The following is an 18054-nucleotide window of genomic DNA, read 5'->3' on the forward strand; positions in this document are numbered from 1 at the left end:
TAGTGAAAATAATCGTGTGAAAGGATTTTTAGCATGACTGAGAACGACCCGATGCAGCAGGCAAATGACATGAACGAGATCCTGGCGCAGGCAGCCCGCGTCCAGGCAGAACTGCAGAAGGCACAGGAAGAGATCCTGGCCTCCACCGTTGAAGGCACCGCCGGCAACGGCCTGGTGAAGGTCACTATGACCGGTGGCGCTGAGCTGCAGAACGTTACCATCGATAAGTCCGTGGTCGACCCGGAGGACATCGATACCCTCCAGGACCTCATCGTTGGTGCCTTCAAGGAGGCCCACGCTGCTGCTGGCCGCCTGGCCCAGGAGAAGATTGGCCCGCTGTCCCAGGGCATGGGCCAGTCCCAGCAGAACTACGATGGTCCGTCCTTCCAGGATGTCTTCGGCGGCAACCAGTAATCCGCGCGTTAGACTTAAAGGCCGTTGTTGCTCTCTTCGTGGAGAGCAGCGCGGCCTTTTATTGTGTCCCCGGCCGTCGAGGTCTGAGGGGTTGTTGAGTGAGGGGAGCATTGCGTGTTTGAAGGACCATTGCAGGATCTCATCGATGAGTTCTCGCGCCTGCCGGGTATTGGCCCGAAGTCAGCGCAACGCATCGCCTTCCACGTGTTGCATCAGGACCCAGAGGAGATTGACCGCCTCCAAAAGGCGCTGGGAGCAGTACGCGATGGCGTGACGTTCTGCCGCATCTGCTGCAATATTTCCCGCGAAGAAGTCTGCCGCATTTGCATCAATTCGCAGCGCGATGCCTCCACCATCTGCGTGGTGGAAGAGCCCAAGGACATCCAGGTCATCGAGCGCACCGGCGAATATGACGGCCGCTACCATGTGCTGGGTGGCGCGCTCGACCCGCTGGCGAATGTGGGGCCGAAGGACCTCAACATCTCGCAACTGCTGCAGCGCCTCGGCGGCGTACTACCGGACCGAGAGCTTGCGGATTCCACCCAGGAGGAGCCGCTTTACGACGATTCCCCGGACATCACCGAGGTCATCCTCGCCACCGATCCCAACACCGAAGGCGAGGCCACCGCGGCCTACCTCGTGCGCTTGCTGCGGGACTTCCCAGGACTGAAGATCACGCGCCTGGCCTCCGGCATGCCGCTGGGAGGCGACCTTGAGTTTGTCGATGAGCTGACGCTCTCGCGTGCGTTGAGCGGCCGCCTGACGGTCTAGCGCGGTGCTTCCTAGCGCTGCGAGCGCGGCGGCTCCGAGGCGTTAAAGCGCTCGGTGCGTAGCTGGTCAATAGCCGGGATATCCAAGGGCTCGAGTTCGCTGAGCGCGATTCCCATGGCCTTGGCCAGCAACAGGTCCGCCAGCTGCGGGTTGCGCGCCAAGACCGGACCGTGCATGTAGGTAGCGATGACGCTGCCCTGCACCGCGCCCTCGGCGCCGCGCTGGACGGCCCTGTCGGAGAGGTCCAGGATGGCAGCGGTATCCGCATTGCCGGTTCCGCGCGTGAGCGTTCCCAGCGGCTGGGCGGCAGGCCCCAGGATGGTTGCACCCATGTGGTTCTCAAAACCGGTGAGCGGCTCGGTGAGCTCAGCGGTGATGCCGGCCTTGGTGGGTTCGGTGGCTACCTCGCCGATGGCGCGCTCGGCCATGGAGGCCGTGGTGGCGTCGATAAGCCCCACGCCATCCACCACGCGGCCGGACGCGCGGAAGGATTCGCCGAGCACCTGCAGGCCTGCGCAAATCGCCAGAATCGGACGCTTAGCGGCCGCCGCACGGGTCAGGCCGCCATCGGCGATGAGGTGCTCCGCGGCGAGGATCTGCGCGGTGTCCTCACCGCCGCCCAGGGTGTAGACGTCGAGGGACTCCGGCACCGGCTCACCCAGCTTGATGGGCACGATCTCTGCCTCGAGTCCGCGCATGCGGGCGCGCTGGCGCAGGACCAGGGCGTTACCGTCATCGCCGTAGGTGCCCAGGATATCGGGGAGGATGAGGCCAATCTGCAGGCTAGTCATTCGAATGCTCCTTTGCTGCTGCGGCGGTGAGGGCCTTCTTCAGATCACGGAAGGCGGTGTAGTTGGCCAGCACCTCGATGCGGCCCTCCGGGCAGGACTGAATGGCGGTGAGGGGATCCGGGATGAGCTCGTGCGAGATATCCGCGTAGACCAAACGCACTGCGAGGTCGGTGCCGCGCTCACCCGCAGCCTTGACTGGCAGATCGTCGAAGTCTTCGAAGCGCACGTCCCACAGCCAGGACATATCAATACCGTCGGCCACATGGCCGTTGGTGGCGATGACCAGGCCATCGGCCTCGCGGTCCACCATGGATAGCGCCTCCTGCCAGCCGGCCGGGTTCTTAGCCAGCAGCAGGCGGATGGTGCGGTTTCCTAGCGTGATGGTGGAATAGCGCCCGGCTACATCGTCGACGCTTTCCGCGGCGGCAATGGCCTTGTGGCGATCCACGCCGAAAGCTTCGACCGCAGCGGCGACGGCTTGGGCAGCATTGCCGCGGTTGGCCTGCCCCGGCAGGGCCAGCTGGAGCTTGTCGACGCCCCCCGGGCTCGCCAGCCCTTCCTCCGTCACTGCCCAGGTGGGGGTGGGGCGGCGGAATTCGCGGCCGTCGGCAAGCGGCTTGACCGCGTGCCAGTCCTCGCCTTCGCGCACGATGTGTCCTCCGGTGCGCGGGCAGGTGACGGATTCACCCATCCATCCGGCACCAGCGGAAACCCAGATGACGTTCTTCGCGTCATAGGCCACGGAGGTCATAAGCACGTCATCGCAGTTGGCGATGATGAGCATATCCGGGTGGGCCTCGACTGCGCCGCGCAGGGCCCGCTCGATCTTGTTAATTTCGCCCACGCGGTCCAGCTGGTCGCGTGAGAGGTTCAGCAACACCAGCGCGGTGGGGTTGAGGTTATCCGCGACGTGGGGAACGTGGAGCTCGTCCACTTCCAGCACTAAGTGACTCGCGTCCTTGCCTGCTAGAAGCGCGGAGATGATTCCGGCGTCCATGTTGTCGCCGCCATCATTGGTGGCCACGGAGTGCTCGGTGCGCACAGCGGCGGCGAGCATGCGCGTGGTGGTGGACTTACCGTTGGTTCCGGTCACCAGGATGGCTGGGCGCTGCTTGGCCAGGTTCTGCATGATGGTGGGGTCGATGGCGTTGGCGATGAGCCCGCCAATCATGCCGCCGGCGCCGCGGCCCGTGGCGCGCGAGGCAGTGGTAGCCAGCGTCGCAGCGGTGGTGGCAACCGCAGTGCGCGCGGAGGAGAACGCGCTTCGGAAGTTAAAATTCATGTTCCCCAGGGTAGTCGGGGGACGCTAGTTATCGGTGTTGCGGGAGCGGTTGTGTCCCGAGTTTTGTTGGCCCTGCTGGTTGCCATTACCGCGGCGGCCGCGCCCACCGCGGCGGCGACGCCTACGCCCGTGGTTTCCGCCTTTGTTTCGATTGTTGTTGCCAGAGCCCTGCGAACCTTGGTTATTAGCCGAGCCCGAGTGAGCAGGCTTGTCGCCTGCGGAACCCTCGGTTGAAGGGTTCTGGTTCTTCTTATCGTTGTGCCCTTGTTTAGCGGGCTGATGATTACCGGAAGATTTACGACGGGAGCGGCGTCGATTCTTGTTCGTGGAGCGGTTGCGGTTGGACTGCCCACCGGAGCGTCCCTCGCCCTGGCGCTTCCCCGAGTTGCTCGCCCCACCAGATGTGGCCTGCTCTTCGGGCTCCGTGGGTTCCTCGATGCGCTCGAGGGCCGCGAGGAAAGCGGTGTCGGACATCAGGGGAATGTTCTTGCGGTGGGCATGCATGGGCTTGCCCACGAGGTCCGTGGTGATATTGCAGACCACCAGGGAAGTTTCTCGGGTGAGCTTTTCAGAGTAGTTGAGCTCCTCGCGGGCTAGGGCGGCGATGATGGTATCGGGGTCCTCGGTGATTTCCGGGGCTACGACGATCTCCATGCCGCGGATGAGCTCCTTGCCGGGCACATACGGACCGGGGTTGTGGTGCTGGCGGGGCGCTTCAGCAGCGTCGACGCGGACGTGGGAGCGCTGCAGCCCGAAACGATCCGCTCGCAGGTCATCCGGTGTGGCACTGCTCAGTGGGCCTGAAGCTTGCGCGCGATAAAGAGCCACGAGCAGGCGGGTTGCTTCGCGGGAGGTATCTTTTTCTGTCCTCTGCGCACGTTCGACGCTGGCCGTGGGGTCGGGTGCGGAAAGGCCGGTGTCACGCGCGACGGCCGCCAAGCGGATGTCGGTGCCCCACACGCTTTGGCGGCGGGCGGTGGCGAGAGTATCCACGATGGCGACTGGGGTGGGGACGTGTCCCACCTTGAAGCGGCGGCGTCGGCCCTTGCCCCGGTTGCGATTGCGCGCGCGGTTCTGGCGGGCAGCGGCGGTCATTGCACGGCGCGCTTCGGAGACGATGAATCCCCAGGTATAAGGGGTGTCGTGGACGATGAGGGTGCGGCCATCAATGAGCCGGTCCAGGGGCTTGAGCAGCATGGAGAAAGACTGCCCAGCCTGGATTTCTTCGACGCTTAACCCGTGGAGGTGCCGCGGTCCGGGGTCTGCGCCTGGGTTGATGACGGCGTGGAATTCCTGGCCGATCTCCCCAGCGGCGTTGAGAGTCAACGCATCCACGGTGAGCAGGCGGCCGGTCGAAGGGTGGATTCCGGTGGTTTGGATGGTCAGCGCCACGTAGGGAAAGGCGGCGAGAGCTTCCTCGCGGGCAGAGGCCTTGTGCTCCCTATCGGTCTGCTTCTTATCTGCCTGGTGGGGGCGCGGGCCCGGCTTAGGGGCGCCGGTGTGTGGTGACGCCGCGGCCGGCGTCTCTGCAGCGCTGAGCTGCGCTGCAGGCTCGGTGGGGCCGGGTGTCGTAGTCATTGTTCACAGTTTAGTACCCAACTGCGAGGAAGCTGGAAAGGGCACACGAGAAGGGGGTTGTATCCACTGAGTCGCGGTGAAGGTAAGCACGCTGCGGACTAGCCAAAGTCGATGATGATGACCCAGCCGCCGCGGTCGGATTGCTCGGGAGTGGGGTCAGGCTCGCGGCTGGGCTCGGGCTCTTTAGTCGGCTCGGGCTTTCTGGTGGGCTGAGGTTGAGTGGTCGGCTTGGGCTTGCTAGTTGGCGTGGGCTTAGCGGTCGGCGTGGGCTTCGTGGTGGGCTTGGGCTTGCTAGTTGGTTTGGGCTTGGTGGTGGGCGTTGGAGTTGCCGGAGCAGAAGTAGTCGAGGGCGCCGGAGCCGCCGTGGGTGGTGTGCTGACGCGCGTGGTCACAGGGGTAGTGGCCGGCGGCGTGCTCGGGGCAGTTGGTTCGTCGTGAGGTGCGGTTCGATCTTCGCCCACCGGAGTGGTGGTGGGAGCAGCCTTTGACGTGGAGCGCGTGGGTTCAGCTGGTGGCTTCGGCGTAGTCGTCACCACAGTCGGCGACGGGGTCGCCTGAGTTTGTGGGGTGGGACGGGGTACGTGGATCGGCGGCGTTGTGCGCGGCCGCGAAGTAGTGCTCAGCGGGTGCGTGGTGGTCGGCGGCTCTGCGGAGCGACTGGCCTCATGTGAAGTGGTTGATTCTGTGCTGTTTTCGGTGCTCCTAGGGCTGGAATTGGGAGCGGTGGACGCCTCAGTGCGGCGATCCTCCGGAGCGTCGAGCTCCTCCGCTGTGGGAGCGGTGGTCAGAGGTGTTGTTGTCGGTGCTGTATGCGGCAGGTGATCCGCCTGCGGTGAAGTAGCAGCCTCCTCGGCAGCGGGCAGCGGTGTACGTTCCGTGGGCTCAGCGAGCTCCGTGGGTTCTGCTGGTTCTGTCAGCTCAGTAGGCTCTGTGGGCTCGGAAAAACCAGTCGGGCTAAGCGCTCGCGTAGCGTCCGTATCATCCCGCTCCTCGGGGAGGTGGGCGTCTGCAGCCACAATGTCCGCAGTGTCCGCGACGTCGGAGGCCTTGTCCTCAATAGCAGCAGGGTCGGCGTCAGCAGAGTGTGACGTGGACACAGCGAGGGTGTTTTCTTCAAAAGCCGATTCGGCGAGGTTATCGTGGTGTGAACCGGAGGAATTCCCGGAAGATGCGAAGTTGGCAGCCCCGCCGACCACGACGGCAACGCCAGCAGCACAAGCTACCTTGAGCCCAGTGCTAGCTGCAGCGATCTTTGTTCCGGTCACGGCAGCCGCCCCGGCAGAGTTGAGGGACAGGGCTTGTGCGCTCTGCGTGGCAGCAGTACCGGCGGTCTTCGCTGCGCCGGTAGCCTCAATTCCGCCAGCCGGCAGGCTGGCTGCGTGTGCCTTGCCACTGTTGGTGACCTTCACGGCCGCTGCGCCCGCGGCGGCAGCGATGATTCCGGCGGTTCCCACGGCGAAGTGGCTTTCCGGCGTGCCTTCTTCGGAATAGACGGTGAGGGTTGGTTGTCCATCCGATATGAAATATGCGCGGGCGACTGCGATGAGGCCCTCGTGATTGAATCCTGCGATGGTATCGCTCAGCCAGGGAGCCCGCTCCCGCGGAATCGTGGCGACGAGTTCGTCATCAAGGTGAACCTCGATGGAGCGTCGGAAAAAGTGCCGGTTATTGGTCAAACGCACAAGGAGGTGCGCAGGGTGCGTCGATAGGGAACTGGCTGGGACCGCAAACTCGGTGATGTGCAAAGCGCGCTGGCCACTGAGCATGCCCCACCGCTGAGCCGGGGGAATATTGAGCGGCACGCACAGGCCAGGCTCTGGGAGGAGGACCTCGAAAGCAGGAATGGTTTCTTCCGCTGCATCCTCGCGGAGTGCGATTTCTGCGGTGGCTTGTGGGGTCAGCCCCGCGTCAATGATCCAGTCCAGCTCCGAGTAATCGGCAGCTTGGGAGGCGGGGATCACGCCCACGATGTCTTCGCCGTGATGGACGCGAAATCCTGTACTTGAATGTCCACTCAAAGTGACGGGGAGATGACTGCTTTCAGCTAGCGATAGCAGCTGCAGGAACATCTCTGGGTTTACGGTGTCAACCGTCAGGCGACGCGGTGTGCCAAACCCGTGGTGGGGAACCACATAGTTAGTGACCGTCATATTGCTCGCCTTCGCTGAGTGGACCACGTCGGATGCATACGGCCGGGCGGGTTCGCCGTGAGCATTGGGAATGCCGAAGCCCAGACTGAAGCTCTGACTAGCCGCACGAAATGTTTGAAAAATCTTTATTGCAGTGCAGTTACGCTGCTTAACTATATCGCTCTGAGTTCTGGCCTACAAGAAAGCGCATTCAGCGGGATATGGTGACCAGGAATTTTTGCGCATAGCTTAAAGCTCGGATGCTGGAAGCTAGGGAGGAACGTGCTCCTCCCTAGCTGCACTGTTGTTAAGCCTGGCTTTGCCTGGCTTAGTCTGCGCGGTTGACTGCGGACGTAATCGCGTTGATGGATGCGCGCGTCGTCGAGCCAGCGATGCCCGCGCCCCATACCTGGGCGCCGTTAACCTCGGCGGCGATGTAGCAGGCGGCCTCGGCGTCGTCGCCAGCAGTGCGGGATTGCTGGGAGTAGTCGATGACCTCGAAATCAATTCCGACGTCCTCCAGCGCATTGGCGTACGCGGCGATGGGGCCATTGCCGATGCCGGAGACAACGCGCTTCTCACCGTTGAAGACGATGGTCGCGGTTACCTTGGCGTCCTCGCCCTCTGTGGTGGAGTTGTCCACCTGGAAGGAGACCAGCTCTAGCGGGGAGGTGCGCTCCAGGAATTCGTTGGCGAAGATGTCCCACATGTTCTTGGAGTTGACCTCGCCACCTTCGGCGTCGGTCACCGCCTGCACGACGGAGGAGAACTCCGCCTGCATGGCACGCGGCATGTTGATGCCATGGTCGGTCTTCATGATGTAGGCTACGCCGCCCTTGCCGGACTGCGAGTTGACGCGGATGACCGCCTGGTAATCGCGGCCGACATCCTTCGGGTCGATGGGCAGGTAGGGAACTTCCCAGGTGGTTTCCTGCAGTTCCTCCCACGACACCTCGGTGTTGTTGGCGCCGGGGCGTACCTCCTGGGCCAGGGCATCCAGGCCCTTGTTGATGGCATCCTGGTGGGAGCCGGAGAAGGCCGTGAACACCAGCTCGCCGCCGTAGGGGTGGCGCTCCGGTACACGCAGCTGGTTGCAGTACTCCACCGTCTCGCGGATCTTGGGCAGATCGGAGAAATCGATCTGCGGGTCCACGCCCTGGGTGAGCATATTCAGACCCAGCGTGACGATGTCTACGTTGCCGGTTCGCTCACCGTTGCCGAACAGGCAGCCTTCGATGCGATCTGCGCCGGCCATGTAGCCCAGCTCGGCGGCGGCAATGCCTTCGCCGCGATCGTTATGGGGGTGCAGTGACAGGATGATGGAGTCACGCTTGGCAAAGTTGCGGTGCATCCACTCGATCTGGTCGGCGTACACGTTCGGGCTAATCATCTCCACCGTGGACGGCAGGTTGATGATCATGGGGTTGTCCGGGGTGGCCTCCATGATGTCGACGACGGCATCGCAGACCTCGACGGCGAAGTCCAGCTCGGTTCCCGTGAAGGATTCCGGCGAGTACTCCCAGCGCCAGTTGGTGTCCGGGTAATCCTTGGCAATGCTCTTGATGAGCTCTGCGGCATCCGTGGCCAGCTTCTTGATGGCCGGGCGGTCCTTGCGGAATACCACGCGGCGCTGCAGTTTCGAGGTGGAGTTGTAGAAGTGCACGATGACGTTCTTCGCGCCCTGGCACGCCTCGAAGGTACGCCGAATCAGGTGCTCGCGGGCCTGGACCAAGACCTGGATGGTGACGTCTTCGGGGATCTTATTGCCCTCAATGATCTCGCGGACAAAGTCGAAGTCCGTTTGGGAAGCGGAGGGGAAGCCCACTTCGATCTCCTTGTAACCCATGGCTACCAGCAGGTCGAACATGCGGTGCTTGCGCTGCGGGGACATCGGATCAATCAGGGCCTGGTTCCCATCGCGCAGATCCACCGCACACCACTGCGGGGCCACAGTAATCTTCTTATCCGGCCACGTGCGGTCCGGCAGCGTGACGGGCTCGACCTCCTGGGCGAAGCTCTGGTAGCGGTGGACCGGCATCGAGGAGCCGCGCTGCTTATTCCAGGCGGGCTGGTTCTCGTTGCGCGGGCCGGCCGGGGTGGTGATTTCGCGGGGAGCGGAGATGAAAGAATCGTTGGGGGACATGGTGTTTGTTCTCTTCCTTGTGTGTGGCCTGAGGCGTTTGTTTCGCCGCGTTGCTGTGATGAGCAACGATGTAGTGAATTGTGGGGACGGCCAGCTGTGGTGTGTGTTGGCATCACCACGCTCCGCGACGGGGCGCTGGCCGTAGAGTTACAAACCTAAATCCCGCCGCGGCTACTAAGGAGAAGAGTGTGCCGCAAAGTCATGTGAGCCACAATACAACGCTTCCCACTCTGCGGCAACTGGTTTCACATACTGGGATGGGGTCGCGGGTGGCTAGGATGTGTTGCGTGCCTGAAGAAAACACCATGACGACTGCTCCGGAACCTGGGAAGAAGACCGCGCCGGGCAAGGAACCGGATGCCGCCCCGACCCCTGAAGGCGCGCCAGGGGTACTTTCGCTGCTGCCCATGGCCGTGCTGGTCGCGGTAGTGGGCACTGCAGTGCGCATCGCTGTGCTGAGCGGCATCGCAGCCGTCAACGAGCAGGAGCTGTGGGATCAGCTCACGGCCTGGGACTCTAAGTACTACCTGGAGATTGCGCGCGTCGGTTATTTCGATGCGGACATCCATACGGATGGGCCGGTCCATGAAATCACTATGGCTTTCTTTCCGGGTTTCCCCATACTGTTGCGGGTTCTGGGGTGGACCGGGATCAGCCTTGAGGTAGCTGCCCTCCTTGTGAATACTCTTTTTACCGCGGTGATGGCTGCTGGAGTCATGGTCCTAGCGCAGCGCCTGGGGGCAGGGCGCCGTGGGCAATGCGCCGCGGCCATCGTGGTCAGCAGCGCTCCGATGTCCATTGTGTTTTCCATGCCCTATACGGAAGCCCTCTTCGGGGCCCTTGTGGTGTGGGGACTCGTGGCGCTGGATGAACGCGATTGGTGGAGCGCCGCGGCTTTCGGTATTGCCTTGTCCTTTGTCCGGCTGACCTCCGTGGACTTCCTTGCAGTTTTTGGCCTGTGGGTGCTCCTTTACGGGCGGCGTTCCTGGCAGGCGTGGCTCAGCCTGATCGTGGCGTCGCTCCCGCTGCCGGGGTACTTGCTGTGGACACAGCGCTACCTGGCGGAGGCTGGCGGCTACTTCGGCATCCAAACCGAACACTGGAACTCCACCTTCGACGGGGGCGTTGCCACCGTGCGGTTCGTGTGGGAAACCTTGACGGAGAACAACGATGTGGGCTACCTGCTCACCGTGCTGGTGATCCTCGGTGCCCCCGTGTTGCTCATCGCGGCCTGGGGGAAGGTTAACCCGGTCGCCTGGTGGTTTAGCGCTGCGTTATGTGCGAATGTGCTGCTTTCCGACGGCATCATGCACTCGCGCCCGCGACTTCTCCTGCCCGCGATCATTCTGGTGCTGCCGTGGGTTGTGCGCGCCGCCACGGCGTGGCGCCCACGCATGCTGTGGGCTGCCTGTGGCGCATGGGTCCTGTGGTCGGCGTGGTTCTCCGCCTACATGCTGGTGGTCTTTGAGTGGGCGATCTAGTGCGGGCTTTGTTCCGCGCGCCGAGTGCTTCCCGGGTTGACCGGAATGCGTGACAGGACGATCGTGGCGGCGATCATGATGATGAGCGAAGCCCCCATCACGCACCAGCCTGCGATGCTCTCGACCTGGAATTTCTCGCCCAGGACCCAGTAACCCAGGCCGAAAGCCACGATGGGCTCCATGATGGTCATCGCGGGAAGGGAATGCGCAAGAGCGCCGGCGTGGAAGGAATACTGCTGGATCACCGTGCCGGCAGCCGCCAGCCCGATGAGCACGTACAGCTCCCAGCTCGCTAGCAATGCTGCGATGCCTTGGTGGGAGAGGACGTCAACCACCGCTTTCGCTACGAGCGCCACGTAGCCGTAGAGGATGCCGCAGGCACTGCCGAGCGCGAGTGCGGATTCCTCCGGCCGGTTATAGGCCGCCACAAAGAGTGCGGCGAGTGTCAGCGCGCCGAGGGCGAAGGCGGGCCACCACTGGGACCAGCTGGGCGTCGTCAAGCCTGCGGTGGGGCGCCCGTAGACCACCATGATGCCCACCGCGATGGTCAGCGCTAGGCACCAGAAGACCTCCCGCGCCGGCATCGGCCGCCGGGAATACCACGCGGCGAGCGGCAGCGTGAACATCAGGGACAGGACGAGGATGGGCTGCACGATGAGCAGCGTGCCGAAGTGGAGTGCGATGAGCTGCAAGGCATAGGCAACGACGGCGGCTCCGGTGCCAATCCACCACAGGGGAGTGCGAATTGCGGTGCGCATGACGGTCCTGGAGCTGGCGTCCAACACGATGCGGTGGCGTATGACAGTGCCCCAGGCCACGACTAGTGCCGAGGCCAGTGCGAAAGCAACGGCAACCAGGTTTGAAAGCATCGTTTCCACCTTACCTGGAATTAATATCCAGCACGTGTTTCGATGGTAGCCAAAGGGCGGTAGTCTAAAGGAGTTGACTGCCGGTCTATAGGTATTGGGCGGTGAACAGGTAATGGCCCTCACAAACAGGAAAGGTGGGACCGTCAGTGGCCCTAGTCGTACAGAAATACGGGGGATCCTCCCTCGAAAGCGCAGAGCGCATTCGCGCGGTGGCGGAGCGCATTGTGGCGACGAAGAAACAGGGCAACGACGTGGTTGTCGTGTGCTCCGCCATGGGGGATACCACCGATGAGCTCCTAGACCTCGCCGCCCAGGTCAACCCCGTCCCGCCGCAGCGCGAGATGGACATGCTGCTGACCGCCGGCGAGCGCATCTCCAATGCGCTCGTTGCCATGGCAGTGGAGTCCCTCGGTGCGCAGGCTCAGTCTTTTACCGGCTCCCAAGCTGGCGTGCTCACCACTGAGCGTCATGGTAACGCCCGCATTGTCGACGTCACCCCGGGCCGCCTGACCGAGGCGCTGGATGCAGGCAAAATCTGCATCGTCGCGGGTTTCCAAGGCGTCAACAAGGAATCGCGCGACGTCACCACCCTCGGCCGTGGCGGATCGGACACCACCGCGGTGGCGCTGGCGGCAGCGCTCAAGGCCGATGTGTGTGAGATTTACTCCGATGTCGACGGCGTCTACACCGCTGATCCCCGCATCGTTCACAACGCCCAGAAGCTCGAGCAGCTCTCCTTCGAGGAGATGCTGGAGTTGGCCGCCGTGGGCTCTAAGATTCTGGTCCTGCGCAGCGTCGAATACGCCCGCGCGTTCAACGTTCCCCTTCGAGTTCGCTCGTCTTATTCAAACGACTCCGGCACGCTCATCGCCGGTTCAATGGAGGATATCCCCGTGGAAGAAGCAGTACTAACCGGCATCGCAACCGACCGCTCCGAGGCCAAGGTCACCGTCCTGGGAATCCCGGACCGCCCGGGTGAGGCCGCTAAGGTGTTCCGCGCTATCGCAGACGCCGAGATCAACATCGACATGGTCCTTCAGAACGTCTCCTCCCTGGAGTCCGGCACGACCGATATCACCTTCACTTGCCCGCGCTCGGATGGGCCGAAGGCAATGGAGATTCTGGCCAAGCTCAAGGAAGACGGCCACTGGAGCAACGTGCTTTACGACGACCAAGTGGGCAAGGTTTCCCTGGTCGGTGCCGGTATGAAGTCCCACCCCGGTGTCACCGCGGACTTCACGGAGGCATTGCGTGACGCAGGGGTCAACATGGAGCTCATCTCCACCTCTGAGATCCGCATTTCCGTGCTGACGCGCGAGGCGGACCTCGATAAGGCAGCCATTGCTTTGCACGAGAAGTTCCAGCTGGGTGGCGAGGAAGAGGCCACCGTTTATGCTGGTACCGGACGCTAAAACTTAAGGAGTAAAGGTCATGACCACTGTTGCAGTAGTAGGCGCCACCGGCCAGGTCGGCCGCGTGATGCGCACCCTCTTGGAGGAGCGCAACTTCCCGGCCGAGACGGTCCGTTTCTTCGCCTCTGCGCGCTCGGCGGGCCAGGAGCTCACCTTCCGCGAGGAGAAGATCGTCGTGGAAGACCTGGCAGAGCAGACCGTAGAAAGCCTCGCTGGGATCGACGTCGCCGTCTTCTCCGCCGGCGGTTCCACCTCCAAGCAGTATGCGCCGCTCTTCGCCGAGGCCGGCGCCATCGTGGTGGATAACTCCTCTGCATGGCGCAAGGACCCGGACGTGCCGCTCATCGTCTCGGAGGTAAACCCGGAGGAGAAGAGCAACACCCCGAAGGGCATCATCGCGAACCCGAACTGCACGACCATGGCGATCATGCCGGTCACGAAGGCGCTTCACGACGCCGCCGGTCTCACCACCATGCGCGTCGCCTCCTACCAGGCCGTTTCCGGCTCAGGCCTGGCAGGCGTGGAAACCCTGGTTAAGCAAGTAGCGTCCATCGGCGACCGCAACGTTGAGCTCGTCCACGATGGCTCGGCGCTCGAGGTCTCCGAGGAGGATCTGGGCCCCTACGTCGCCCCGATTGCGTACAACGCGCTGCCGCTGGCCGGCAACCTCGTCGATGATGGCACGGAAGAAACCGACGAGGAGCAAAAGCTGCGCAACGAGTCCCGCAAGATCCTGGGTATCCCGGAGCTCAAGGTCTCCGGTACGTGCGTGCGCATCCCGGTGTTCACCGGCCACACCATGGTGGTGCACGCGGAGTTTGAGAAGCCGATTACCCCGGAACAGGCCCGCGAGGTACTGTCGTCCGCACCGGGCGTCAAGGTCGTCGATGTGCCGACCCCGCTGGCGGCAGCCGGCATCGACCTCTCCTTGGTCGGTCGCATCCGCCAAGACCAGACGGTCGAGGACAACAAGGGCCTTGTCTTCGTAGTCTCCGGCGATAACCTGCGCAAGGGCGCCGCGCTCAACACCATTCAGATTGCGGAGCTGCTGGTCTAAAGCAAAGCTGCAGCGAGTTTTAGAACCCGCATAAATAAGAAAAGTCCGCCCCCAGAGTGATATCTGGGGGCGGACTTTTTGTGAGTAATGGGAAAGGGGGTGTGCGGAAGGGCTAGTCCTTCGGCACCTCGGGCTTCGTGTGCTCCACGAAGGTCACGGAGGGATCCGGGTCCTCGCGGTCGTATTCAATCTCATCGTCGGCCTCGAGCTCCTCGTGGATCTCATCGGCAACGGTCGAGACGAACTCTTCAGTTTCCATGTTGGAGGCCGCTGCCAGCTTGCGCAGCTCGCGCTCGTTCTTCTTGGTGAAGTGCTCGCGCGGGTCCAGGCGGCGCTTGACCAGGGTGCGGGCGCGCACGCGGCGGTCAGACTCGGAGGTGATCTTGTCACGTTGGGTAATCCACGTGATGACCATGACGGCAATCATGAGCAGGCCGATCCAGCCCAGAATCGGGTAGACACTGGAGACCAGCTGCTTGAAGCCGATGAAAGAGAGGATGAAGCCGACGACACAGGCGCCTGCGTAGACAGGGTAGAAGAGCTTCGGCTTCTTACGGGTGAGGCGCTTGCCCATGGCGTAGAACATGCCGATGGCGGTGTTGAAGACCATGCCATAGATGATGAACGTCATGAAGTAACCCAGGATTGGGTTCACGTTATTGATCAGCGAGAGTACCGGCAGGTCCTGCTCGTGAACGTCCGGGGCCACCATGTAGAGAGAGACCACGAGGAGAGCGAGCAGGAGCAGGTAGAAGAAGCCACCGATGAGGCCGCCGATGCCTACAGCGCGGTTATCCAGGATGTTGCCGCCGATGACGATGGACATCGACACCGCACACATAACGTTGAGGCCGGTGTAGTTCAGCGCTGCCAGCCACCAGTTGTTGAGGGGACTCTCCACGTTGTTGATGGCATAGTCATTGGCCCAGGACCAATCCACGTCGGTCACGATGATGGTGTAGCCGGTGGCCAGGACCACGAAGAAAATGATGAAAGGCGTAATCGCGCCGATAACAGAACTGACTTTATCCACGTCAAGGAGACCCACCAGCAGGACGAGCACGAGCATGACGGCGCCGCCCACCCAGATGGGCACGCCCTCGAATTGCTGGCTGATAGTGGAGCCACCACCGGCGAACATGACGAAGCCAATGGAGAACAGCGTGGCCAAGGTTCCCCAGTCCAAAATTCGGGAGACGATGGGACCAGTGATCCTGTCGTAGACAGCCGTGTGTTCGTCAGCCTGGAAGTAGGATCCGAGCTGCAGAATCGACACGCCGGTAATGATCATGAGGGCGGCAGCAAGCACAACGCCCCACAGGCCCTTGTTTCCGAAGGCCACGAAGTACTGGACTGCTTCCTGGCCCGATGCAAAGCCGGCGCCGACGACGACGCCGATGAAGGCCATAGAGATGGCCACTGCGCGTTTCCACATAAAGTAAAGATGTCTCTCAATCTCACACGCGCCGGGGGAATGCCATCACTACCCAAGGTGTGGTGCGGGCAATTGGGAAAGCCTCGCGGGCCCGGTTCGACTATCGATTTATCACGTGTGCCTCGGAAAAGATTAGGCGCCGTCTATCGGTGTTTTCCAGCTGGGGCTGAGGTTTCCTTAAGGATAGGCAGTGGCCGGGGGTGTCAGAATTTGCCGTTTGGCGCATGTAGATGCAGGTTCTATGGCCGGCCAAGCCGATTTGTAACGGCTCGATAACGATTAGCCGCGTTGGTTGATTAAGTCCTTGCGGGCCCGGGCCACGCGGGAGCGGATAGTGCCAACACGAACCCCGGCGATCTTCGCGGCCTCCTCGTAGGTATAGCCCAGCACTTGAGTCAGGATGAGGGCTTCGCGGCGGTCTTCTGGGAGGGCGTCGATAAGCGCGCGAGCGTCGATCCACTCGCTCCACGTTCCGGCGTTTTCGGGAGTTGCTGCGAGGGCAGCGGCGTCCTCGTACTCGGTGGCGGACTTGCGCGGGCGGGCCATATCGTGGCGGATGTTGTCCACCCACACGCGGCGGGCAAGAGAGAGCAGCCACGTGCGCGCTGAGGAGCGGGCGGCGAAGCGGGGGAGTGCGCCGATGACGCGCAGGTAGGTCTCTTGGGTGAGGTCATCCGCGATGTCCGGGCCGCCGAGGTGGGCGAGCAGGCGCCAGACATCATCTTGGGTGGACTTAATGAACTCCGTGAGGGCTGCGCGATCGCCACGGCCTGCCTTGAGGGCGAGGTCGGTGACGCGCGCATCGTCGCGCTCGGAGTGTCGTTTCACCTCCCATAACTTACCAGTCGGGGGAGGCAGGACTTGGGTGCCTCGGGCTTAAGGCCGTGAACTCTGGCAACGCCAAAAACTGTTGCGCAGGTCATTTTTTATGGGTAGGCTATGAAAGGTCCGTGATTGATAATGTAAAGCAAATTATCAACCGATCTAGGAGGCATTAACCCCATGACTAACGCTTCGAATGAGTCCGCGGCAGACAAGGTTCTCGACAAGGGCCAGCGCGCCCCGGGCGGCCCGAACACAACCCGCCCCTCCGGTCAGCCAATTGCTACTGAAAACACCAGCATCACCGTTGGCCAGAACGGCCCGGTAGTGCTCAATGACATCCACCTCATTGAGAAGCTGGCGCACTTCAACCGCGAGCGCGTGCCGGAGCGCACCCCGCACGCTAAGGGCCACGGCGCCTTTGGTGAGCTGCACGTTACCGAGGACGTCTCTGCTTACACCAAGGCCAAGCTCTTCCAGAAGGGCACCGTGACCCCGATGATGGGCCGTTTCTCTACCGTCGCCGGTGAGCAGGGCTCCCCGGATACCTGGCGTGACGTCCACGGCTTCGCGCTGCGCTTCTACACCGAGGACGGCAACTACGACATCGTGGGTAATAACACCCCGGTCTTCTTCATTCGTGACGGCATTAAGTTCCCGGACTTTATCCACTCCCAGAAGCGTCTGGGTGCCAACGGCCTGCGTGATGCTGACATGCAGTGGGATTTCTGGACCCGCAACCCGGAGACCACCCACCAGGTGACTTACCTTATGGGTGACCGCGGTACCCCGAAGACCACCCGCCACCAGAACGGCTACGGCTCCCACACCTTCCAGTGGGTCAACGAGTCCGGCGATGCCTTCTGGGTGAAGTACCACTTCAAGACCCGCCAGGGCGTGGAGAACTTCACCGACGCGGAAGCCACGGAGATGGCCGGCAAGAATGCGGACTACCACCGCGAGGACCTTTACAACGCCATCGAGGAAGGCAACTTCCCGGTCTGGGACGTCAAGGTTCAGATCATGCCGGTGGCGGAGGCTGAAGAGTACCGCTTCAACCCCTTCGATCTCACCAAGACCTGGTCCAAGAAGGATTACCCGCTGGTCGATGTCGGATACTTCGTGCTCAACCGCAACCCGCGCAACTTCTTCGCGCAGATTGAGCAGGTTGCCCTGGATCCGTCCAACATTGTCCCGGGCATTGGGCTGTCTCCGGACAAGATGCTGCAGGCACGCGTCTTCGCGTACTCCGACCAGCAGCGCTACCGAATCGGACCGAACTACAAGCAGCTGCCGGTGAACCAGCCGCTCAACCAGGTCAACACCTACGAGCACGAGGGGCCGATGCAGTACCTGTTCAACGCCCCGGAGGATCCGGTCTACTCCCCGAACCGTCACGCTAAGGGCGGCGGCTACCTGGATGGCGATGAGAACCTGCGCTTCAAGGAGCAGGAGACCACCACCGCTCCGGATCTCTACGTGAACCCGGACCCGGCAGGCATCGACCTGGTGCGTGCGCCTTATATCCACCACGCTGAGGACAATGACACCGTCCAGGCCACCGACCTGTACGAGAACGTCTACGATGACGACGCCAAGGAGCGCCTGGCGGACAACATCACCAACGCTATGGCCGGTGTGTCCCCGGAGACCGAGGAGCGCGTCTACGCCTACTGGGATGCCGTCTCCCCGCAGCTGGGCAAGCGCGTGCGCGAGCTCTTCGCTGAGAAGAAGTAGGGATTAACGCAGGGGCGTTAATCCGTCACCCACATGAGTTAATCCGTCACCTTAGAAGCCCCGCCGGGTTCATTCCGGACGGGGCTTTTCCGCGCGCCTGACCGCTTTTGCCCAGCGTGGGCGATAGTTTCTT

Annotated in this window: 13 protein-coding genes and 1 pseudogene; 6 read left to right on the top strand and 8 right to left on the bottom strand. The window is 62.5% G+C overall.

Annotated features, from left to right (window positions below):
* The first annotated feature begins 33 nt into the window (after positions 1-33).
* Both HMPREF2932_RS06265 and recR read left to right on the top strand, forming a co-directional pair.
* Positions 34-414 carry a YbaB/EbfC family nucleoid-associated protein gene (locus HMPREF2932_RS06265; protein WP_046648833.1) on the top strand — a complete coding sequence of 127 codons (381 nt, stop codon included), beginning with the start codon at positions 34-36 and terminating at the stop codon, positions 412-414.
* A 114-nt stretch (positions 415-528) separates the two neighbouring features.
* The gene (recR, locus tag HMPREF2932_RS06270) at positions 529-1185 is read left to right on the top strand and encodes a recombination mediator RecR (RefSeq protein ID WP_071409830.1); all 657 of its coding nucleotides are present in this window, start codon (positions 529-531) and stop codon (positions 1183-1185) included.
* An 11-nt stretch (positions 1186-1196) separates the two neighbouring features.
* Here the strand turns inward: recR and HMPREF2932_RS06275 are convergent, their stop codons facing one another.
* From HMPREF2932_RS06275 to leuA, 5 genes and pseudogenes are all read right to left on the bottom strand, one after another.
* Positions 1197-1976, bottom strand: a complete 780-nt coding sequence (locus HMPREF2932_RS06275; RefSeq protein ID WP_049157819.1) for a type 1 glutamine amidotransferase — start codon at positions 1974-1976, stop codon at positions 1197-1199.
* Entirely contained in the window at positions 1969-3258 is a 1290-nt protein-coding gene (locus tag HMPREF2932_RS06280) for a Mur ligase family protein (protein WP_049157821.1), read from the bottom strand. Before HMPREF2932_RS06280 ends, HMPREF2932_RS06275 begins: the two co-directional genes overlap by 8 nt.
* Before the next feature lie 411 nt (positions 3259-3669).
* A pseudogene (locus tag HMPREF2932_RS06285) lies at positions 3670-4836 on the bottom strand (DNA polymerase III subunit epsilon); the annotation flags it as partial.
* Positions 4837-4934: 98 nt separating this feature from the next.
* Complete coding sequence (locus HMPREF2932_RS06290) at positions 4935-6986, bottom strand: hypothetical protein (RefSeq protein ID WP_141756290.1); 2052 nt, start codon at positions 6984-6986, stop codon at positions 4935-4937.
* Positions 6987-7293: 307 nt separating this feature from the next.
* Complete coding sequence (leuA, locus tag HMPREF2932_RS06295) at positions 7294-9108, bottom strand: 2-isopropylmalate synthase (RefSeq protein ID WP_049157825.1); 1815 nt, start codon at positions 9106-9108, stop codon at positions 7294-7296.
* 278 nt (positions 9109-9386) lie between these two features.
* On the opposite strand from leuA, the gene HMPREF2932_RS06300 reads away from it, so the two are divergent.
* Entirely contained in the window at positions 9387-10589 is a 1203-nt protein-coding gene (locus HMPREF2932_RS06300) for a mannosyltransferase family protein (protein WP_049157827.1), read from the top strand.
* On the opposite strand, the gene HMPREF2932_RS06305 is transcribed toward HMPREF2932_RS06300, so the two are convergent.
* Positions 10586-11458 (bottom strand): DMT family transporter, encoded by an 873-nt coding sequence (locus HMPREF2932_RS06305; RefSeq protein ID WP_049157829.1) that lies wholly within the window; start codon positions 11456-11458, stop codon positions 10586-10588. The two genes, HMPREF2932_RS06300 and HMPREF2932_RS06305, sit on opposite strands and share 4 nt — an antisense overlap.
* Positions 11459-11604: 146 nt before the next feature.
* Here HMPREF2932_RS06305 and HMPREF2932_RS06310 point away from each other — a divergent pair, with 146 nt between their 5' ends.
* Both HMPREF2932_RS06310 and HMPREF2932_RS06315 read left to right on the top strand, forming a co-directional pair.
* On the top strand, positions 11605-12870 hold the full coding sequence (locus tag HMPREF2932_RS06310; RefSeq protein WP_071409832.1) for an aspartate kinase: 1266 nt from the start codon (positions 11605-11607) through the stop codon (positions 12868-12870).
* Between the two features lie 19 nt (positions 12871-12889).
* Positions 12890-13927 (top strand): aspartate-semialdehyde dehydrogenase, encoded by a 1038-nt coding sequence (locus HMPREF2932_RS06315; RefSeq protein WP_070821057.1) that lies wholly within the window; start codon positions 12890-12892, stop codon positions 13925-13927.
* A 112-nt stretch (positions 13928-14039) separates the two neighbouring features.
* Here the strand turns inward: HMPREF2932_RS06315 and HMPREF2932_RS06320 are convergent, their stop codons facing one another.
* Together HMPREF2932_RS06320 and HMPREF2932_RS06325 are read right to left on the bottom strand one after the other, a co-directional pair.
* Positions 14040-15362: a YkvI family membrane protein gene (locus HMPREF2932_RS06320; protein WP_070444228.1), complete on the bottom strand. Its 1323-nt coding sequence runs from the start codon at positions 15360-15362 to the stop codon at positions 14040-14042.
* Between the two features lie 279 nt (positions 15363-15641).
* Positions 15642-16190 (bottom strand): RNA polymerase sigma factor, encoded by a 549-nt coding sequence (locus tag HMPREF2932_RS06325; protein ID WP_046647897.1) that lies wholly within the window; start codon positions 16188-16190, stop codon positions 15642-15644.
* A 174-nt stretch (positions 16191-16364) separates the two neighbouring features.
* Between HMPREF2932_RS06325 and HMPREF2932_RS06330 the strand changes: the two genes are divergently transcribed.
* Positions 16365-17921: a catalase gene (locus tag HMPREF2932_RS06330; RefSeq protein ID WP_046647896.1), complete on the top strand. Its 1557-nt coding sequence runs from the start codon at positions 16365-16367 to the stop codon at positions 17919-17921.
* Positions 17922-18054: the final 133 nt, after the last annotated feature.

It is taken from the genome of Corynebacterium sp. HMSC074H12 (genome assembly GCF_001813755.1).
GTDB classification, from domain to species: Bacteria; Actinomycetota; Actinomycetes; order Mycobacteriales; family Mycobacteriaceae; genus Corynebacterium; species Corynebacterium hiratae.

What these genes read in the sequence shown, in the direction of transcription:
- HMPREF2932_RS06280 (WP_049157821.1), bottom strand. Translation starts at nt 3,258, where the DNA reads ATGAATTTTAACTTCCGAAGCGCGTTCTCCTCCGCGCGCACTGCGGTT.
- leuA (WP_049157825.1), bottom strand. Translation starts at nt 9,108, where the DNA reads ATGTCCCCCAACGATTCTTTCATCTCCGCTCCCCGCGAAATCACCACC.
- HMPREF2932_RS06305 (WP_049157829.1), bottom strand. Translation starts at nt 11,458, where the DNA reads ATGCTTTCAAACCTGGTTGCCGTTGCTTTCGCACTGGCCTCGGCACTA.
- HMPREF2932_RS06330 (WP_046647896.1), top strand. Translation starts at nt 16,365, where the DNA reads ATGACTAACGCTTCGAATGAGTCCGCGGCAGACAAGGTTCTCGACAAG.
- HMPREF2932_RS06300 (WP_049157827.1), top strand. Translation starts at nt 9,387, where the DNA reads ATGTGTTGCGTGCCTGAAGAAAACACCATGACGACTGCTCCGGAACCT.
- HMPREF2932_RS06265 (WP_046648833.1), top strand. Translation starts at nt 34, where the DNA reads ATGACTGAGAACGACCCGATGCAGCAGGCAAATGACATGAACGAGATC.
- HMPREF2932_RS06275 (WP_049157819.1), bottom strand. Translation starts at nt 1,976, where the DNA reads ATGACTAGCCTGCAGATTGGCCTCATCCTCCCCGATATCCTGGGCACC.
- HMPREF2932_RS06290 (WP_141756290.1), bottom strand. Translation starts at nt 6,986, where the DNA reads ATGACGGTCACTAACTATGTGGTTCCCCACCACGGGTTTGGCACACCG.
- HMPREF2932_RS06315 (WP_070821057.1), top strand. Translation starts at nt 12,890, where the DNA reads ATGACCACTGTTGCAGTAGTAGGCGCCACCGGCCAGGTCGGCCGCGTG.
- HMPREF2932_RS06320 (WP_070444228.1), bottom strand. Translation starts at nt 15,362, where the DNA reads ATGTGGAAACGCGCAGTGGCCATCTCTATGGCCTTCATCGGCGTCGTC.